The organism is Nocardia elegans NBRC 108235 (genome assembly GCF_001612845.1).
Taxonomy (GTDB): domain Bacteria; phylum Actinomycetota; class Actinomycetes; order Mycobacteriales; family Mycobacteriaceae; genus Nocardia; species Nocardia nova.
Genome location: NZ_BDBF01000009.1, coordinates 99,372 through 113,557 on the forward strand (window position 1 = coordinate 99,372; position 14,186 = coordinate 113,557).

Annotated in this window: 13 protein-coding genes; 5 read left to right on the forward strand and 8 right to left on the reverse strand. The window is 68.1% G+C overall.

The features are described from left to right. Positions 1 to 187 precede the first annotated feature (187 nt). The 3 genes from NE2_RS07750 to NE2_RS07760 all read right to left on the reverse strand — a co-directional run bounded on the left by NE2_RS07750 (position 188) and on the right by NE2_RS07760 (position 3,455). The gene (locus NE2_RS07750) at positions 188 to 1,357 is read right to left on the reverse strand and encodes a ferredoxin reductase (protein WP_063025381.1); all 1,170 of its coding nucleotides are present in this window, start codon (positions 1,355 to 1,357) and stop codon (positions 188 to 190) included. A gap of 84 nt (positions 1,358 to 1,441) precedes the next feature. Continuing rightward, positions 1,442 to 1,996: a DUF6912 family protein gene (locus NE2_RS07755; RefSeq protein WP_063025171.1), complete on the reverse strand. Its 555-nt coding sequence runs from the start codon at positions 1,994 to 1,996 to the stop codon at positions 1,442 to 1,444. A 40-nt stretch (positions 1,997 to 2,036) separates the two neighbouring features. Continuing rightward, positions 2,037 to 3,455 carry a WS/DGAT/MGAT family O-acyltransferase gene (locus tag NE2_RS07760; RefSeq protein ID WP_063025173.1) on the reverse strand — a complete coding sequence of 473 codons (1,419 nt, stop codon included), beginning with the start codon at positions 3,453 to 3,455 and terminating at the stop codon, positions 2,037 to 2,039. 381 nt (positions 3,456 to 3,836) lie between these two features. On the opposite strand from NE2_RS07760, the gene NE2_RS37610 reads away from it, so the two are divergent. Beyond that, entirely contained in the window at positions 3,837 to 4,187 is a 351-nt protein-coding gene (locus tag NE2_RS37610; protein WP_146165237.1) for an Rv3235 family protein, read from the forward strand. Between the two features lie 252 nt (positions 4,188 to 4,439). Beyond that, complete coding sequence (gene secA / locus NE2_RS07770) at positions 4,440 to 7,277, forward strand: preprotein translocase subunit SecA (RefSeq protein ID WP_063025177.1); 2,838 nt, start codon at positions 4,440 to 4,442, stop codon at positions 7,275 to 7,277. Between the two features lie 30 nt (positions 7,278 to 7,307). On the opposite strand, the gene NE2_RS07775 is transcribed toward secA, so the two are convergent. Beyond that, positions 7,308 to 7,715, reverse strand: a complete 408-nt coding sequence (locus NE2_RS07775) for a winged helix-turn-helix transcriptional regulator (protein WP_063025179.1) — start codon at positions 7,713 to 7,715, stop codon at positions 7,308 to 7,310. 77 nt (positions 7,716 to 7,792) lie between these two features. Between NE2_RS07775 and NE2_RS07780 the strand changes: the two genes are divergently transcribed. Continuing rightward, a complete protein-coding gene (locus NE2_RS07780; RefSeq protein ID WP_228817303.1) occupies positions 7,793 to 8,737 on the forward strand; it encodes an NADP-dependent oxidoreductase in 945 nt (314 codons plus the stop codon). 250 nt (positions 8,738 to 8,987) lie between these two features. Then, positions 8,988 to 9,503, forward strand: a complete 516-nt coding sequence (locus NE2_RS07785; protein WP_146165236.1) for a DUF4254 domain-containing protein — start codon at positions 8,988 to 8,990, stop codon at positions 9,501 to 9,503. 72 nt (positions 9,504 to 9,575) lie between these two features. On the opposite strand, the gene NE2_RS07790 is transcribed toward NE2_RS07785, so the two are convergent. After that, positions 9,576 to 10,406, reverse strand: coding sequence for a class I SAM-dependent methyltransferase (locus NE2_RS07790; RefSeq protein ID WP_063025185.1), 831 nt, complete (start codon positions 10,404 to 10,406; stop codon positions 9,576 to 9,578). Positions 10,407 to 10,487: 81 nt separating this feature from the next. On the opposite strand from NE2_RS07790, the gene NE2_RS07795 reads away from it, so the two are divergent. Next, positions 10,488 to 11,174 carry a winged helix-turn-helix transcriptional regulator gene (locus NE2_RS07795; protein WP_063025187.1) on the forward strand — a complete coding sequence of 229 codons (687 nt, stop codon included), beginning with the start codon at positions 10,488 to 10,490 and terminating at the stop codon, positions 11,172 to 11,174. On the opposite strand, the gene NE2_RS07800 is transcribed toward NE2_RS07795, so the two are convergent. Genes NE2_RS07800 through aroA form a run of 3 tightly spaced genes read right to left on the reverse strand, consistent with a single transcriptional unit; the run spans position 11,175 to position 14,158 of the window. Further along, positions 11,175 to 11,813 (reverse strand): Uma2 family endonuclease, encoded by a 639-nt coding sequence (locus NE2_RS07800; RefSeq protein ID WP_218018568.1) that lies wholly within the window; start codon positions 11,811 to 11,813, stop codon positions 11,175 to 11,177. A 27-nt stretch (positions 11,814 to 11,840) separates the two neighbouring features. Next, complete coding sequence (gene rsgA / locus NE2_RS07805; protein WP_063025191.1) at positions 11,841 to 12,842, reverse strand: ribosome small subunit-dependent GTPase A; 1,002 nt, start codon at positions 12,840 to 12,842, stop codon at positions 11,841 to 11,843. Continuing rightward, positions 12,839 to 14,158 (reverse strand): 3-phosphoshikimate 1-carboxyvinyltransferase, encoded by a 1,320-nt coding sequence (gene aroA / locus NE2_RS07810; protein WP_063025193.1) that lies wholly within the window; start codon positions 14,156 to 14,158, stop codon positions 12,839 to 12,841. Before aroA ends, rsgA begins: the two co-directional genes overlap by 4 nt. Positions 14,159 to 14,186: the final 28 nt, after the last annotated feature.

Here is a 14,186-nt window from a genome sequence, read left to right on the forward strand (position 1 = left end):
TCGGCGGGCCGGTATCGGATTGCCTCCGCTGCGCTTTCGATGGACTGCCTCCGCCGCGCTTCGGCGGCATGGGCTCCGCTGCGCTTCGGTGGGAGGTCTCGGTCTTGTCCTTTTCAGAGTATCGGTAACCGGTGGTGATCGCTCGCGCCGCCGCGGGGCGAACGGGGGAACACCACCGGAACGCGACTCACACGTCCAGGGTGCAGTCGCCGGCCGCGGCCGAGATGCAGGTCTGGACCTTCTCCCCGGCCTGGTGTTCGGCGCCGTTGCGCAGATCGCGCACATGCCCGTCGGTCAGGGTGACCACGCAGGTCTGGCAGATACCCATCCGGCAGCCGAACGGCATCTGCACGCCGGCGGCCTCACCGGCTTCGAGCAGGCTGGTAGCGCCGTCGACCTCGGCGGTGCGATCGGTGCGGGCGAAGGTCACCGTGCCGCCCTCGCCGACCGCCGAACGTTCCGCCTCGAACCGCTCGACATGCAGCTTGTCGCTGATACCCGCTGCGGCCCAATGCTTCTCGACATCATTGAGCAGACCCGCCGGACCGCAGGCCCAGGTCTCGCGCTCGCGCCAGTCCGGGAACCGGCTGTCGAGATCGGCCAGATCGAATTTGCCCTGCTCACCGGTGAGGTGGATGTGCGCGGTGAAGCCGGGATGCTTGTCGTGCAGCGCCCGCAGTTCCGCGCCGAACATGACGTCCTCGGCGGTCCGGGCGGAATGGATGTGCACGATGTCGTCCATCGCGTCGCCGTCGGTGCGGTCGGCGGCGCGGCGGTCCATGGTCCGCAGCATGGCCATCACCGGGGTGATGCCGCTGCCCGCGGTGATGAACAACACCTTCGCCGGCGGTGGCTCCGGCAGGACGAACCCGCCCTGCGGCGCGGCCAGGCGCACCACCGTGCCCTGCGGCACGCCGTTGACCAGGTGACTGGACAGGAAGCCCTCCGGCATCGCCTTCACCGCGATCGAGATCACTCGTTCGGCGCGGTTGTCGCGATGGGTCCAGTCCGGCGGGCAGGTCAGCGAATACGACCGCCAGTGCCAGCGCCCGTCGACCAGGACACCGATGCCGATGTACTGACCGGGGGTGAAGGTGAAATCGAAACCCCAGCCCGGCTTGATCACCAGGGTCACCGAATCGGCGGTCTCCTTGCGGACCTCGATGATCCGTCCGCGCAGTTCCCGCGCCGACCACAGCGGATTCACCAGATGCAGATAGTCATCGGGCAGCAGCGGGGTGGTGATGCGGGCAGCCGCGCCGCGCAGTGCGTCCAGGCGCGTCCGCCCGGCCATCTTCGCGTCGGCGACCGGGGCCTCGAGCCATGCCCGCAGGCCTTGTACCGATTTCGACACCATCGTGCGAATGCTCATTTCCTGTGATCACGCGCCTGCGGCGCACCCTTCGAGCCAAGGTTACGGCATCGTAGGTTAGCGGGCGGATCAGAGGAGGTCGAGCAGGAACGGCAACTCCTGTGCCGCGTACCAAGCCAGCTGGTGATCCTCCGCGTCGCCCAGCACGAATTCCGCGTCCGGATCGCCCAGATCGGCCGCGTCGATGACGTCGACGGCCTTCGCGACCTGCGGCTCGGCCTCGGCCAGATCGACGTGCACCGAGGCGATGCGCTTGTAGGTGATCGGCCCGGACAGCCGGACCACCGCATCGTCGAGATCCGGGCGCAGGGTCGTGCCCGTCACATCGGCGGCGATCACGGCACGGCGGTAGACGGGGGCCGAATACGACGATCCGGCGTCTTCGGCGGCGTCCGGATCGGTTACGTCCTCCGGTTCGGCATCGCCGTCGTCGGCGTGCAGCAGGGCGGATTCGCGTTCCTCGGCGAGCAGTCGCAGCGATGCGCGCGCCGCCTCGCCCATCGCCACCTCGGCCAGTTCCTCGTCGTCGCCGGAGGCGTAGGCCTCGCGCAACGCGGGGGTGACCGCGAAGGCGGTGTCGTTCACCGCGCGAATTTCACGCTGCGCCACCAACTCTCGGAGCATGGCGATGGTGGCCGGGACATAGACGCGTAGCTTGCCCTGATCAGACGCAGGCACCGAGCATCTCCTCCATGGATTCGCGCACCGCCGCCGCCAGTACGGCGATATCGGCCATCGCCTCGCGGTCGGCATTGAGACCGTAGAACACACGTCCGTCGTAGGACGTGATTCCGATGCTCGACGCCTGATTGCGCAGCAACGGCGATACCGGATACATCTCCAGCATCCGTGCGCCGCCGATATACATCGGCCGCTGCGGACCCGGGGCGTTGGTGATCACCAAGTTGAATGTGTGTTCTGCGAACGTACTCGCCGCCCGCACACTCATCGCGTGCAGGCTGGCCGGGGCGAAGCCGGCCATGTGAACCAGGGTGCGCGCCCGCACGCCACGCCGATGCCGGGAATTCTCGGCCGTGGCATGCGAGATGTGCGACAGCCGCATCACCGGATTCTGCTCTCCCACCGGCAGATCGATCAGGAACGAGGAGACCTCGCTGGCCGGGCGCGCGTCGTCGGATGGCCCGTCGACGTAGACCGACATCGGTACCACCGCGCGCAGCACCGCCGATCCGACCAGTACCTCACCGCGCGATTGCAGGAATATCCGCAGCGCGCCGGTCACCACGGCCAGGATGGCGTCGTTGATGGAGCAGCCGAAATGTCTTCGAATGCGGCGATAGTCCTCGAGGTCGGTCCGTGCGATGTCGAACCGGCGGCACCGCGAGATCGAGGTGTTGAAGGGGCTGTCGGGCGCCGTCCGCCCGGCCGCGCGCACGCGGTCGACCGCGGCGTCGACCGCCTTGCCCGCGGCCGCCAGCACCGCCGACGCGTTGGCGCCGGCATCGCGGACGACTTCCCATGCCGTCGCGGGCTGGGTCGCTATTTCGGCCAGTGACATGCCCAGCAGTTCCATGTCGCCGGGTTCGCGGTGGGCGACCCAGGTATCGGGTGCGACCACCCGCGGCGAGGGCCCCGAGTCCAGGATGACGTGGCCGATCTCGAGCGCGGTCTCACCGTCCACGAGCGCCGAATGGGTTTTGGTGAAGATCGCGCAGCGGTCGTCGGACAGGCCTTCGATCAGATACATCTCCCACAGCGGCCGGCTCGGGTCGAGCGGTCGCGACGACAGCCGCCCGACCAGTTCATAGAGCTGCTCGTCGGAGCCCGGAGCCGGCAGCGCCGATCGCCGCACGTGATAGGTGAGGTCGAAGCGGCTGTCCTCGACCCAGACCGGGCGCCCCACCTTGAACGGGACCTCGCGGACCTTGCGGCGGTAGCGCGGCACCATCGACAACCGGCTGTCGACCAGGTCCAGCAGCGTCTGGTAGTCCACGCACGGCGATCCGTCGCCGGGGTCCTCGGGGGCGACGCGCACGATCGCGAGAGAGCCGATGTGCATGGGATTGCTGCTCGACTCGAGCCGGAAGAACGACGCGTCCTGCGGCGTCAGTCTCGTGATCACGCTGTCCGAGCTCCTCTCCGTTGCCGCTCTCCATTGTGGAGTGACACAAACCTTCCGCGCGTGACTGTGTGGGACTTGTCGCGTCGGCGTCGGAATTCCGCCGTCGTCGACGCCGCGCATGGCATGCTGGTTCGATCCGTGCCCAAGCATGCCGACCAGGGGGAGTGTCGAATGCTCGAGTCTTCTGCAAGCCCGGTATACACCCGTCGCGCCCGCCGCGCGCCGGTATTCGAACCGCCGTTGGATCCGAGGAGTTCCGGTGATCCGACTGCGGGAAAGTCGCTCGATCGGGGGACGGCCGCGCACGTTGGGCCGCGCCTGCGGACCCCGCGCCGGTCCGCGCACGACGGCCGCTCGCCGGGCTCCGGCGCGGGTGTACCGGTGTCGTCCGAAATGCGCGGCGGCAACGAATTCGGTACGGCCGCAGCGCAGTTCGCGGAGCGGTCGCTGCGGCTGGTGCTCGAGGTCATCGACGGGCGGCGTCCGCTCGGGCAGTTGCGCCCGGTGGTGGAGCCGACCGTGCTGGCCGCAGTCGAAACGCTCGCCCGCACCGCCGCCGCGGAGCGTCGCCTCGGTACCGCGGTGCTCGTCACGGTGAAGCTCGCCGAGGTCACCGCGAGTGCTGCGGAGGTGTGCGGCGGATACGAGCGGGGGCAGCGCCGTTTCGCCGTCGCCGCGCGGCTGGTGCTGCGCCGCGGGCGGTGGCGGATGAGTGCCCTGCGCATGCGGTGATCGCGGGCGCGTGTCGTGCCGAAGTGTGATCGATCACTGCCGGGCCCCGATGGGCCCCCGCTGTCCGTGGATGTTCTGACGCGGCGGCGCCTACGATGGAGGCCGCATTACCATGGACGATGCCGCTTATCCGCGCGCCGGGAATTTCGCCCATACGATGTGGCGGGGGCTTCGGTATGTCGCGAGTAGTGCGGTGTGCCGAAGATGTAGCACTGCAAGACGACAACATCGACCAGAGGACTGACGAGACCCGTGCCTGCGCTGACACTGACGAGGTTGCTACGTTTTGGTGAGGGTCGCACCGTCAAGCGGCTCGCGCATCTGGCCGACGAAGTTCTCAGTCTGGACGACGAGTACGCCGATCTCACCGACGCGGAACTGCGAGCCAAAACCGACGAATTCAGACAGCGCTACATCGACGGCGAATCCCTGGACGAGTTGCTGCTCGAGGCTTTCGCCACCGCGCGCGAGGCCTCCTGGCGCGTGCTGAATCAGAAGCATTACAAGGTGCAGGTGATGGGTGGCGCGGCCCTGCACATCGGCAATGTCGCCGAGATGAAAACCGGTGAAGGTAAGACGCTCACCTCGGTGCTGCCGGCCTATCTCAACGCGATCAGCGGCGACGGCGTCCACATCGTCACCACCAACGACTACCTGGCCCGTCGTGACTCCGAGTGGATGGGCCGCGTGCACCGTTTCCTCGGCCTGCAGGTCGGCGCGATCCTGTCCGGGATGAGCCCCGCCGAGCGGCGTGCGGCCTACAGCGCCGACATCACCTACGGCACGAACAACGAATTCGGCTTCGATTATCTGCGTGACAACATGACCCATTCGCTGGACGACCTGGTCCAGCGCGGGCACAACTTCGCCGTGGTCGACGAGGTCGACTCGATTCTGATCGACGAGGCCCGGACCCCGCTGATCATTTCCGGCCCGGCCGACGCGTCGAGTAAGTGGTATGCCGAATTCGCCCGTATTGCACCGCTTTTGAAGAAGGATGTGCACTACGAGGTCGACATCAAGAAGCGCACCATCGGCGTGCACGAGGCCGGTGTCGAATTCGTCGAGGATCAGCTCGGTATCGACAATCTGTACGAGGCCGCCAACTCGCCGCTGGTCAGCTATCTGAACAACGCGATCAAGGCCAAGGAACTCTACGTTCGCGACAAGGATTACATCGTCCGCAACGGCGAGGTCATCATCGTCGACGAATTCACCGGCCGCATTCTGGTCGGCCGTCGCTACAACGAGGGCATGCACCAGGCCATCGAGGCCAAAGAGGGCGTGGAGATCCAGCCGGAAAATCAGACGCTGGCCACCATCACGCTGCAGAACTATTTCCGTCTGTACGACAAATTGTCCGGTATGACCGGTACCGCCGAAACCGAGGCGGCCGAGCTCCACCAGACCTACGGCCTCGGTGTCGTGCCGATCCCCACCAACAAGCCGATGATCCGCATGGATCAGGCCGACCTGATCTACAAGACCGAGGAATCGAAATTCGCCGCGGTCGCCGACGACATCGCCGAGCGGCACGAGAAGAACCAGCCGGTGCTGATCGGTACCACCTCGGTGGAGCGGTCGGAGTACCTGTCGAAGCTGCTCACCAAGCGTGGCATTCCGCACAACGTGTTGAACGCGAAGTTCCACGAACAGGAAGCGCAGATCATCGCCGAGGCCGGCCGCCCGGGCGCGGTCACCGTGGCGACGAATATGGCCGGTCGTGGTACCGACATCGTGCTCGGCGGTAACCCCGACATCATCACCGATACGCTGCTGCGCCGGCAGGGCCTGGATCCGGTCGAGACGCCGGACGACTACGAGGCCAACTGGCTGCCCGCGCTGGAGCAGGTCAAGCGGCAGGTCGAAGACGACGCCGATCTGGTGCGCGACGCCGGCGGCCTCTACGTGCTGGGCACCGAGCGGCACGAGTCGCGGCGTATCGACAACCAGTTGCGCGGTCGTGCCGGCCGCCAGGGCGACCCGGGCGAATCGCGCTTCTACCTCTCGCTCGGCGACGAGTTGATGCGGCGCTTCAACGGTGCGGCCCTGGAGTCGATCATGACCCGGCTCAACCTGCCCGACGACGTGCCGATCGAGGCCAAGATGGTCTCGCGGGCGATCAAGAGCGCCCAGACCCAGGTCGAACAGCAGAACTTCGAAATCCGCAAGAACGTTCTGAAGTACGACGAGGTGATGAACCAGCAGCGCACCGTCATCTACGCCGAGCGCCAGCGCATCCTGGCCGGCGAGGATATGGAGGGCCAGGTTCAGTCGATGATCACCGACGTGATCACCGCCTACGTCAACGGCGCCACCGCCGAGGGCTACGTCGAGGACTGGGATCTGGCCAAGCTGTGGACGGCGCTCAAGACGCTGTACCCCGTCGGCATCGAATACCAGGATCTGACCAGTGAGACCGAAGACGGTGAGATCGGCGAACTGAGCCGCGAGGAACTGCTCGACGCCATTCTCGACGACGCCCACGACGCCTACGCGCGGCGTGAGAAGGAAATCGACGATCTGGCCGGCGCGGGCAGTATGCGCAACCTGGAGCGCCAGGTGCTGCTGTCGGTCCTGGACCGCAAGTGGCGTGAACACCTCTACGAGATGGACTACCTGAAGGAGGGCATCGGCCTGCGCGCGATGGCGCAGCGCGATCCGCTCGTCGAATACCAGCGCGAGGGTTTCGACATGTTCTCCGCCATGCTCGAGGGCCTGAAGGAGGAGTCGGTCGGCTTCCTGTTCAACCTCCAGGTGGAGGTTCAGCAGGCTCCCGAACCGCAGCCGGCGGTCGGCGCCGGCCTGCGTTCCCCGGTGGGCGCCACCCATCCCGCCCCGGCAGTACCCCAGGGCAACGGCGCCGCCGAGAACGCCCCGGCGGCCCTGCGCGCCAAGGGAATCGACGAATCCGGCCCGCGCGGCCTCAGCTTCTCCGGTCCGGACGAGGGCGGCCACGCCGAAGTCCGCAGTGCCGCTCAGGAATACGGCGACACCCCCTCGACCGGCATGACCCGCCGCGAGCGTCGCGAAGCGGAACGTGACCGGGCCAAGCAGTCCAAGCCCCCGAAGTCCAAGCGCCGCCGGTAATTCCGGCGAACGATACCCGGCGCGAAGCCGCTACGCGGTTTCGGTGTGCTGGTCGTAGCGTTCGCGGGCGGCGTGGACGTGGTCCATGTTCTGCTCGGCCCAGTCTTTGACGGCGCGCATCACCGGTAGCAGTGAGCGGCCGAGTGGGGTGAGCTCGTAGTCGACGCGAACCGGGACCGCGGGGGTGACGGTGCGGGAGACCAGGCCGTCGCGTTCGAGGTTGCGCAGGGTTTGGGTGAGCATCTTCTGGCTGATGCTGGCGAGGCGGCGTTGCAGGTCACTGTAGCGCTGGGGGCCGTCAGCGAGGGCATTGACGGCAAGGCTCACCCATTTGTCGGCGATGCGGTCGAGTAATTGGCGCGCGGGGCATTGCGCCAGGTACGCGTCGTATTCGACGCCGGCCTGGGCGCGGCGTTGGGCGGCGGTTCGGGTGGCCACGGCTCTCCTCGGAGTGGGATACGCACCTTCGAGTGCGTACTTCCTTATGGAGAGTAGCTCTCCATAAGTTGAGCAGCATGACTTCTCGACACAGCATGCGGGCAGTGGTCGTTCGCCGCGTGGGCGGCCCGGAGGCACTCGAGGTGGTGCGGGTGGCGATTCCCGAACCCGGGCCGCGCCAGGTGCGGATCCGGGTGGAGGCGGCGGCCGTCAATCCGGTGGATATCGCGACCCGCAGCGGCGCCCTCATCGAGGCGGGACTGATGGCGCCGCGCGAAATCATCGGAATCGGCTGGGACGCCGCGGGAATCGTCGACCGCGTCGGGCCGGAGGTGACGACATTCGCGGCGGGACAACGCGTTGTGGGCTTACGTGATCTGCTCGACCGGTCGCTGGGTGCGTATGCCGAGTATCTGGTGCTCGATACCGATGCGGTCGCGCCGGCACCGCCGGGTGTCGATGCGACGGAAGCGGCCACCCTGCCGCTGAATGCGCTGACCGCACATCAGGCGCTCGCGCTGCTCGACCTTCGCGCCGGTGACAGCCTGCTGGTGACGGGTGCGGCCGGAGCGGTGGGCGGCTTCGCGGTCGAACTGGGCGTGCGTGCCGGATTGCGGGTGGTCGCGCAGGTCGCCGATGAGGATGTGGCGTTCGTTCGCGGACTCGGCGCCGAAGCGACCGTGTCTCGCGCGAGCGCCGACCTCGCCGGGGAGATACGGGCGCTGGTTCCGGGCGGTGTCGACGGCGCACTGGACGGCGCTGGCCTGGGGGTTCGCGCGGCGGCCGCCGTCCGCAACGGTGGCGCCTACGCTGGGGTGGCCGGTGGACAGCCCCCTCTTCCGTTGCGCGGCATGAGGATTCACCAGGAGTGGATCCGGGCAGACGGAACCGCGCTCGCCGAACTCGCGGCGCTCGGTCTGGGCTTGCGGGTCGCCGACGTCCTTCCGCTCGAACGCGCGGCCGAAGCGCATGAGCGGTTGTCCGCCGGTGGATTGCGTGGGCGGCTGGTGCTGACGCCGTAGTCAACCGCTGGTTATGTGTTCCGTCAGCATGCCGCGGCGATCAGGGCTGTGACTTCTCAACAGCGGGAACGAGCAGGGGGCGAACGGCTAACCCGGGGCATACGGTCGGCTTCGTCGAAGGCCGACACGACCGACCAGGAGCTGCCGATGTGCTCGAAGTCGCAATTCTCGCCGCACCGCGTCACCGAGACGGCCGCGATGGCTGCCTCCGGTGCGTTATCCCCCTCCGCGCGCGGAGGCGGTGCTCGCGATGACCGGTGAGGTCCCGGGGCCCGAGGGCACCCGGGTGGCCACCGTGTCGCCGTTGCTGGTGCTCGAGCGCGGCGGTGCCGACGTTGTCGGGGGTCTTCCCACCGCCGAGATGCTGCTGCGAACGGTGCGTGATTCGCGCCCCGCCGCGCATCACCTGGACCCGCTCGCGCGGCACCTCGCGGAACTGCACACCGGTACCGCCCAATCGCACGATGCCGACTATCGCCGCGCGGCCGAGGCGTCGCGCCGCGAGACCGTGCGCGCGATCGATCGATGGATCGAAGCCCATGTCCCGCAGCATCGGCACGGCACCGCGATCCATACCGAAACCGTCGGTTCGGTGATCGATCGGCTCATGGCGGCGTACGCACGGGCCGCGCACCTGCTGGAGACCACCACCGACGATCTGGCAGTGCACGCTGCGTGGTTTCGGGTGGCCGAACTGGTCAACGGCTACGACGATCTGATCGCGGCGATCACGCACGGCGAGCGCCGGCTGCCGACGTCGGCGTAGACGCGGCCGGGTCGCGCACAGCCGGGCGGTTCCGTCGAATATCCGGCAGACTGCGGCGACACGGACCGGTGATCACGCCCGCCGGCCGGTGACCAGGAGGTATTCCCAGCGCATCCGCCCGCCGCCGAGATCGTGGCGAGCGGCCAGGTCGGCGAGGGCGCGGTCCAGCTCGGCGATGCGGTCCGGGTCGCCCGCCAAGGACCGGTAGACAGCGACCGTGGGACCGTAGTTGGCCTTGAAGAAGTCGCGGAACCGGCCACCGTCGGCGAAACACTCCACCGTCGCGAATTCGCGCTGTATCCGCAGATCGGTGACGTGGTCGCCGAACAGGTCCCGGAGATGGTCGGCGGTGCCCCAGAGCAGCGGCGATTGCGCTCCGGGCGGCGGTGGCGGTGCGAACTGCTTGGCGATGGAGAACATTTCGCCGATGAATCCTTCCGGCGTCCAGTTGATCAGCCCGATCGTCGCATTCGGCGCGGTCACTCGGAGCAGTTCGCCGGCGGCCGCCCGATGCGACGGGGCGAACATGATGCCCACACAGGACATGGCGACATCGAATCGGCCGTCGGCGTACGGCAGCGCCTGGGCGTCGGCGGCCTCCCAGGTGAGATGGACACCGCGGGCGGCGGCCGCGGCCCGGCCCGCCTCGAACATTTCCGGCGTCAGGTCACTGGCGATGACGTCCGCGCCGGCTTCGGCCGCCGGAATGGCCGCATTTCCCGCTCCGGCGGCGATATCGAGCACGCGCAGGCCGGGACGAATATCGCAGGCTCGGACCAGGCGCCGGCCCAGGCCGGGTATCACAGTGTCCGCGACGCGAGGGTAGTCGCCGAGAGCCCAGAGGGCGTGGGTGCGTTCGGTGATGTCGGGGGATGGTTGCTGGGTGTGATGGATAGCTGTCATACCGCAAGCATCCGGCGGCGGGGGCGGCCCCGGCCAGTTCAACATCTGTACCCGGCGCGCGCCGAGTGGTCTACTGGTTGTGTGTCCGGCTATGGGGAGTTCTGCCCGATCGCCAAGGCAATGGATGTCCTCGACGAACGATGGACATTGCTGGTCGTCCGCGAATTACTGCTGGGTAGTACGCATTTCAACGAGTTGCGGCGGGGCAACCCGAAAATGTCGCCCGCCCTGCTGTCGCGGCGTCTGCGCTCGCTGGAGCGGTCGGGGGTGCTGCGTCGCGAGATCGGTGCGGACGGACGCGCCGCCTACCTCCTGACCGAGGCCGGACGTGAGCTGTCGACCGTCGTCCAGGCGCTCGGGACGTGGGGGGTGCGCTGGATCGGCGATCTCGGCGACAGAGATCTGGATCCGCACCTGTTGCTGTGGGACATCCGTCGCACGATTCCGGTCCGGGCGTGGCCGGAGGAGCGCACGGTCCTGGAGGTCGAGTTCACCGATGTGCCCGGCAAGGAGGCGCACTGGTGGCTCGTGGTCGAGCGCGGGACGGCGGCGATCTGCGACTACGACCCCGGTTTCGAGGTCGCGGCGACCGTGCGCAGCACGCTGCGACAGCTCACCGAGATCTGGCGCGGCGACCGGAGCTGGGCAGCGGCGCTGCGGGAGGAAACCACCGAGATCGTGGGCCCGGCGTCGATTCGGCGGCAGGTACCGCAGTGGATCGGGCAGGCGGGCCTGGCAGCGACTCCGCGCCCGGAACACGCCGACTGATCACATCCGCTGATACTCGGTAAGGTCGATGTCCAGCTCGAACGGCACCGACAGTGCGAGCCGGTCGTGGTGGATGCCGGTGGGAGTGTATTGGCCGGTGGCCGGGTCCAGTTCGTAGATGTAGACCACCGCGCGACCGTTGTCGTTTTCCACACGCCAAAAATGGGGAATCCCGGCGCGCGCATACAACTGCGGTTTGCGTTCGCGGTCGCGCACAATCGAATCCGGCGAAACGACTTCGACCGCCAGGACGACATCCTCGGGCTGATAGGTGGTCTGGTCAGCCCCACGATCCGCCGATTCGTGGACGACGATAAGGTCTGGCTCCGGGCGTTGCCGAGGGCCCAGTGTCACCGTCATTTCCCTTCGAACCCGAAGGGCCGATGGCGCTGACGATCGCAGCGCGGACACGAGCAGATCGATCACCAGCGCATGGAATCTCATCTGCGGGCTCACGAAGACGAGACTCCCATCGATCAGCTCGGTGTGCGGGGGTAGGTCCGGCAGCTTGTCCAGGTCATCGGCGGTATAACCGCCGGGCGGCGGGACGACCCAGGCAGGCAGCGGCTCCGCGCTCATCAGCCCTCCCTCCTCGTCGGGACGTCTCGTGCAATGCCAAGTATCGCATTCGTGCGCCACATGCCCGCGCCTGCAGACCCAGAGGGCTCAGCTGCCGCCGACCACCCAGGGATCGTTGGAATTCAGCGCTGTCAGCAACAGCCGGATCGCCGCCACCCGCCGCTCCTTGCCCGGCAGTTCGTCCAGCGCGCATTCCGGGTCGGCGGGCGGGCCGAGGTGGGTGCAGCCGCGGGGGCAGTCCTCGATGGCCTCGGACAGGTCGGGGAAGGCGGCGATCACATCGTCGGGGGAGATGTGGGCGAGGCCGAAGGAGCGGATGCCGGGGGTGTCGATGACCCAGCCGCCGCCTTTCAGCGGCAGGGCCACCGACTGAGTGGAGGTGTGGCGGCCCTTGCCGACGCCGGAGACCGTGCCAACGGCTCGTTCCGCTTCAGGGACAAGGCGATTCACCAGCGTCGACTTGCCGACGCCGGAGTGGCCGAGCAGGCAGGTCAGCGAATCCCGCAGGAGGTCGCGAACGGGTTCCAGGGGATCGTCACGCCCGCCGTAGACGATGGTCAGATCCAGATCGGCGAATTCGGCGGCGAATTCGGAATCGGCGGCCAGATCGTGTTTGGTCAGGCACAGAATCGGTTGCAGCCCACCGGCATACGCGGCCACCATGGCGCGTTCGACGAAGCCGGTGCGGGGCGGCGGATCGGCCAGCGCCACGACGATGAACAGCTGCTCGGCGTTCGACACCACGATGCGTTCGAAGGGGTCGGTGTCATCGGCGGTGCGGCGCAACACCGTTCGGCGATCGGCGACGCGCACGATCCGCGCCAGCGTGTCGGGCCGGCCGGACAGGTCGCCGACCACGTCCACCTGATCGCCGACCACGATCGGGGTGCGGCCCAGTTCCCGCGCCCGCATCGCGACCACGCGGCGATCCGGATCGTCGCCGAGCACGCACCCCCAGCGTCCCCGATCGACCGAAACCACCATGGCCGACACCGCATCTCGATGTTCCGGCCGGGTCTTGGTGCGGGGACGCGAACCCCTGCCCGGGCGGACCCGGACATCGGATTCGTCGTACTCCCGCCGCCTCAGTGGGCCGCTCCCTCACCCGATAAGGCGCCGGCGCCCGCCAGCATCGATTCCCACAGGGTGACGAATTCGGGCAGCGTCTTGGCGGTGGTGCCGATGTCCTCGATGCTCACACCGGGCACGCGCAGGCCCAGAATCGCGCCCGCCGTGGCCATTCGGTGATCGGCGTAGGAATGCCACTGGCCGCCCTGCAGCGGGGTCGGCTCGATGCTCAGCCCGTCCTCGGTTTCGGTGACGTTGCCGCCGAGGCGGTTGATCTCGGTGGTCAGCGCGGCCAGCCGATCGGTTTCGTGTCCGCGCAGATGGGCGATGCCGCGCAGCCGCGACGGGGAGTCGGCCAGCGCGGCGAGCGCGGCCACGGTCGGCGTCAGCTCGCCCACGTCGTGCAGGTCGATATCGATGCCGGCGAGGGACTGCGGACCGCGCACGGTGAGTTTGCCGTCGTAGCGCCGCGCCTCGGCGCCCATCCGGACCAGGATTTCACGGATCACGTCACCGGCCTGGGTGGTCAGCTGCGGCCAATGCGGAATGGTCACCTCGCCGCCGGTCACCGCCGCCGCGGCCAGGAACGGCGTGGCGTTGGACAGATCCGGCTCGACATCCCAGTCGACGGCGTGGATCGGCCCCGGTTCCACGGTCCAGACCTGTTCCTTGCGCGGATCGGCGGGTGCCTCCACCCGGACCCCGGCCTGCCGCAGCATCTGCACCGTCATCTCGATATGCGGCATGGACGGCAGCGGCGCGCCCTCGTGATGCACGGTGATCCCGGTGTCGAAATGCGCCGCCGACAACAGCAGCCCGGACACGAACTGCGAGGATCCGGAGGCGTCGATGGTGACCCGCCCGCCGCGCAGCGTCCCGGCGCCGTGCACGACGAACGGCAGGGTGTTGCCGTCGATGTCGACGCCGAGACTGCGCAGCGCGTCGAGGATCGTGTGCAGCGGACGTAGCCGGGCCTGCTCGTCGCCGAAGAACGCGACATCGCCGTGCGCCAGCGCGGCCACCGGCGGCAGGAACCGCATCACGGTGCCCGCCAGTCCGCAATCGACGGTGGCGTTGTGCAGCTGCGTCGGCGGGGTGACGGCGAGGGTGTCGCCGTCACCGATGATTTCGGTGCCCATCGCGCGTAGGCCCGCGATCATCAGCTCGGTGTCCCGGCTGCGCAGGGCGCCGGTGATCGTCGAGGGGCGGTCCGCGAGCGCGGCGAGAATCAATGCCCGGTTGGTGATCGATTTGGACCCGGGCAGGGTGACGGTCGCGTGCACGGCATGGTCGATGTGGGGCGCGGGCCAGAAACTCACCGGACCATCTTCGCGCATGAGAGCTGAACCCGTGTGCAGGGAGCGC

Coding starts and splice junctions, on each gene's coding strand:
- NE2_RS07750 (WP_063025381.1), bottom strand. CDS start 1,357: ATGGTGTCGAAATCGGTACAAGGCCTGCGGGCATGGCTCGAGGCCCCG.
- NE2_RS07755 (WP_063025171.1), bottom strand. CDS start 1,996: ATGCTCCGAGAGTTGGTGGCGCAGCGTGAAATTCGCGCGGTGAACGAC.
- NE2_RS07780 (WP_228817303.1), top strand. CDS start 7,793: ATGACTTCTCGACACAGCATGCGGGCAGTGGTCGTTCGCCGCGTGGGC.
- NE2_RS07785 (WP_146165236.1), top strand. CDS start 8,988: ATGACCGGTGAGGTCCCGGGGCCCGAGGGCACCCGGGTGGCCACCGTG.
- NE2_RS07790 (WP_063025185.1), bottom strand. CDS start 10,406: ATGACAGCTATCCATCACACCCAGCAACCATCCCCCGACATCACCGAA.
- aroA (WP_063025193.1), bottom strand. CDS start 14,158: ATGCGCGAAGATGGTCCGGTGAGTTTCTGGCCCGCGCCCCACATCGAC.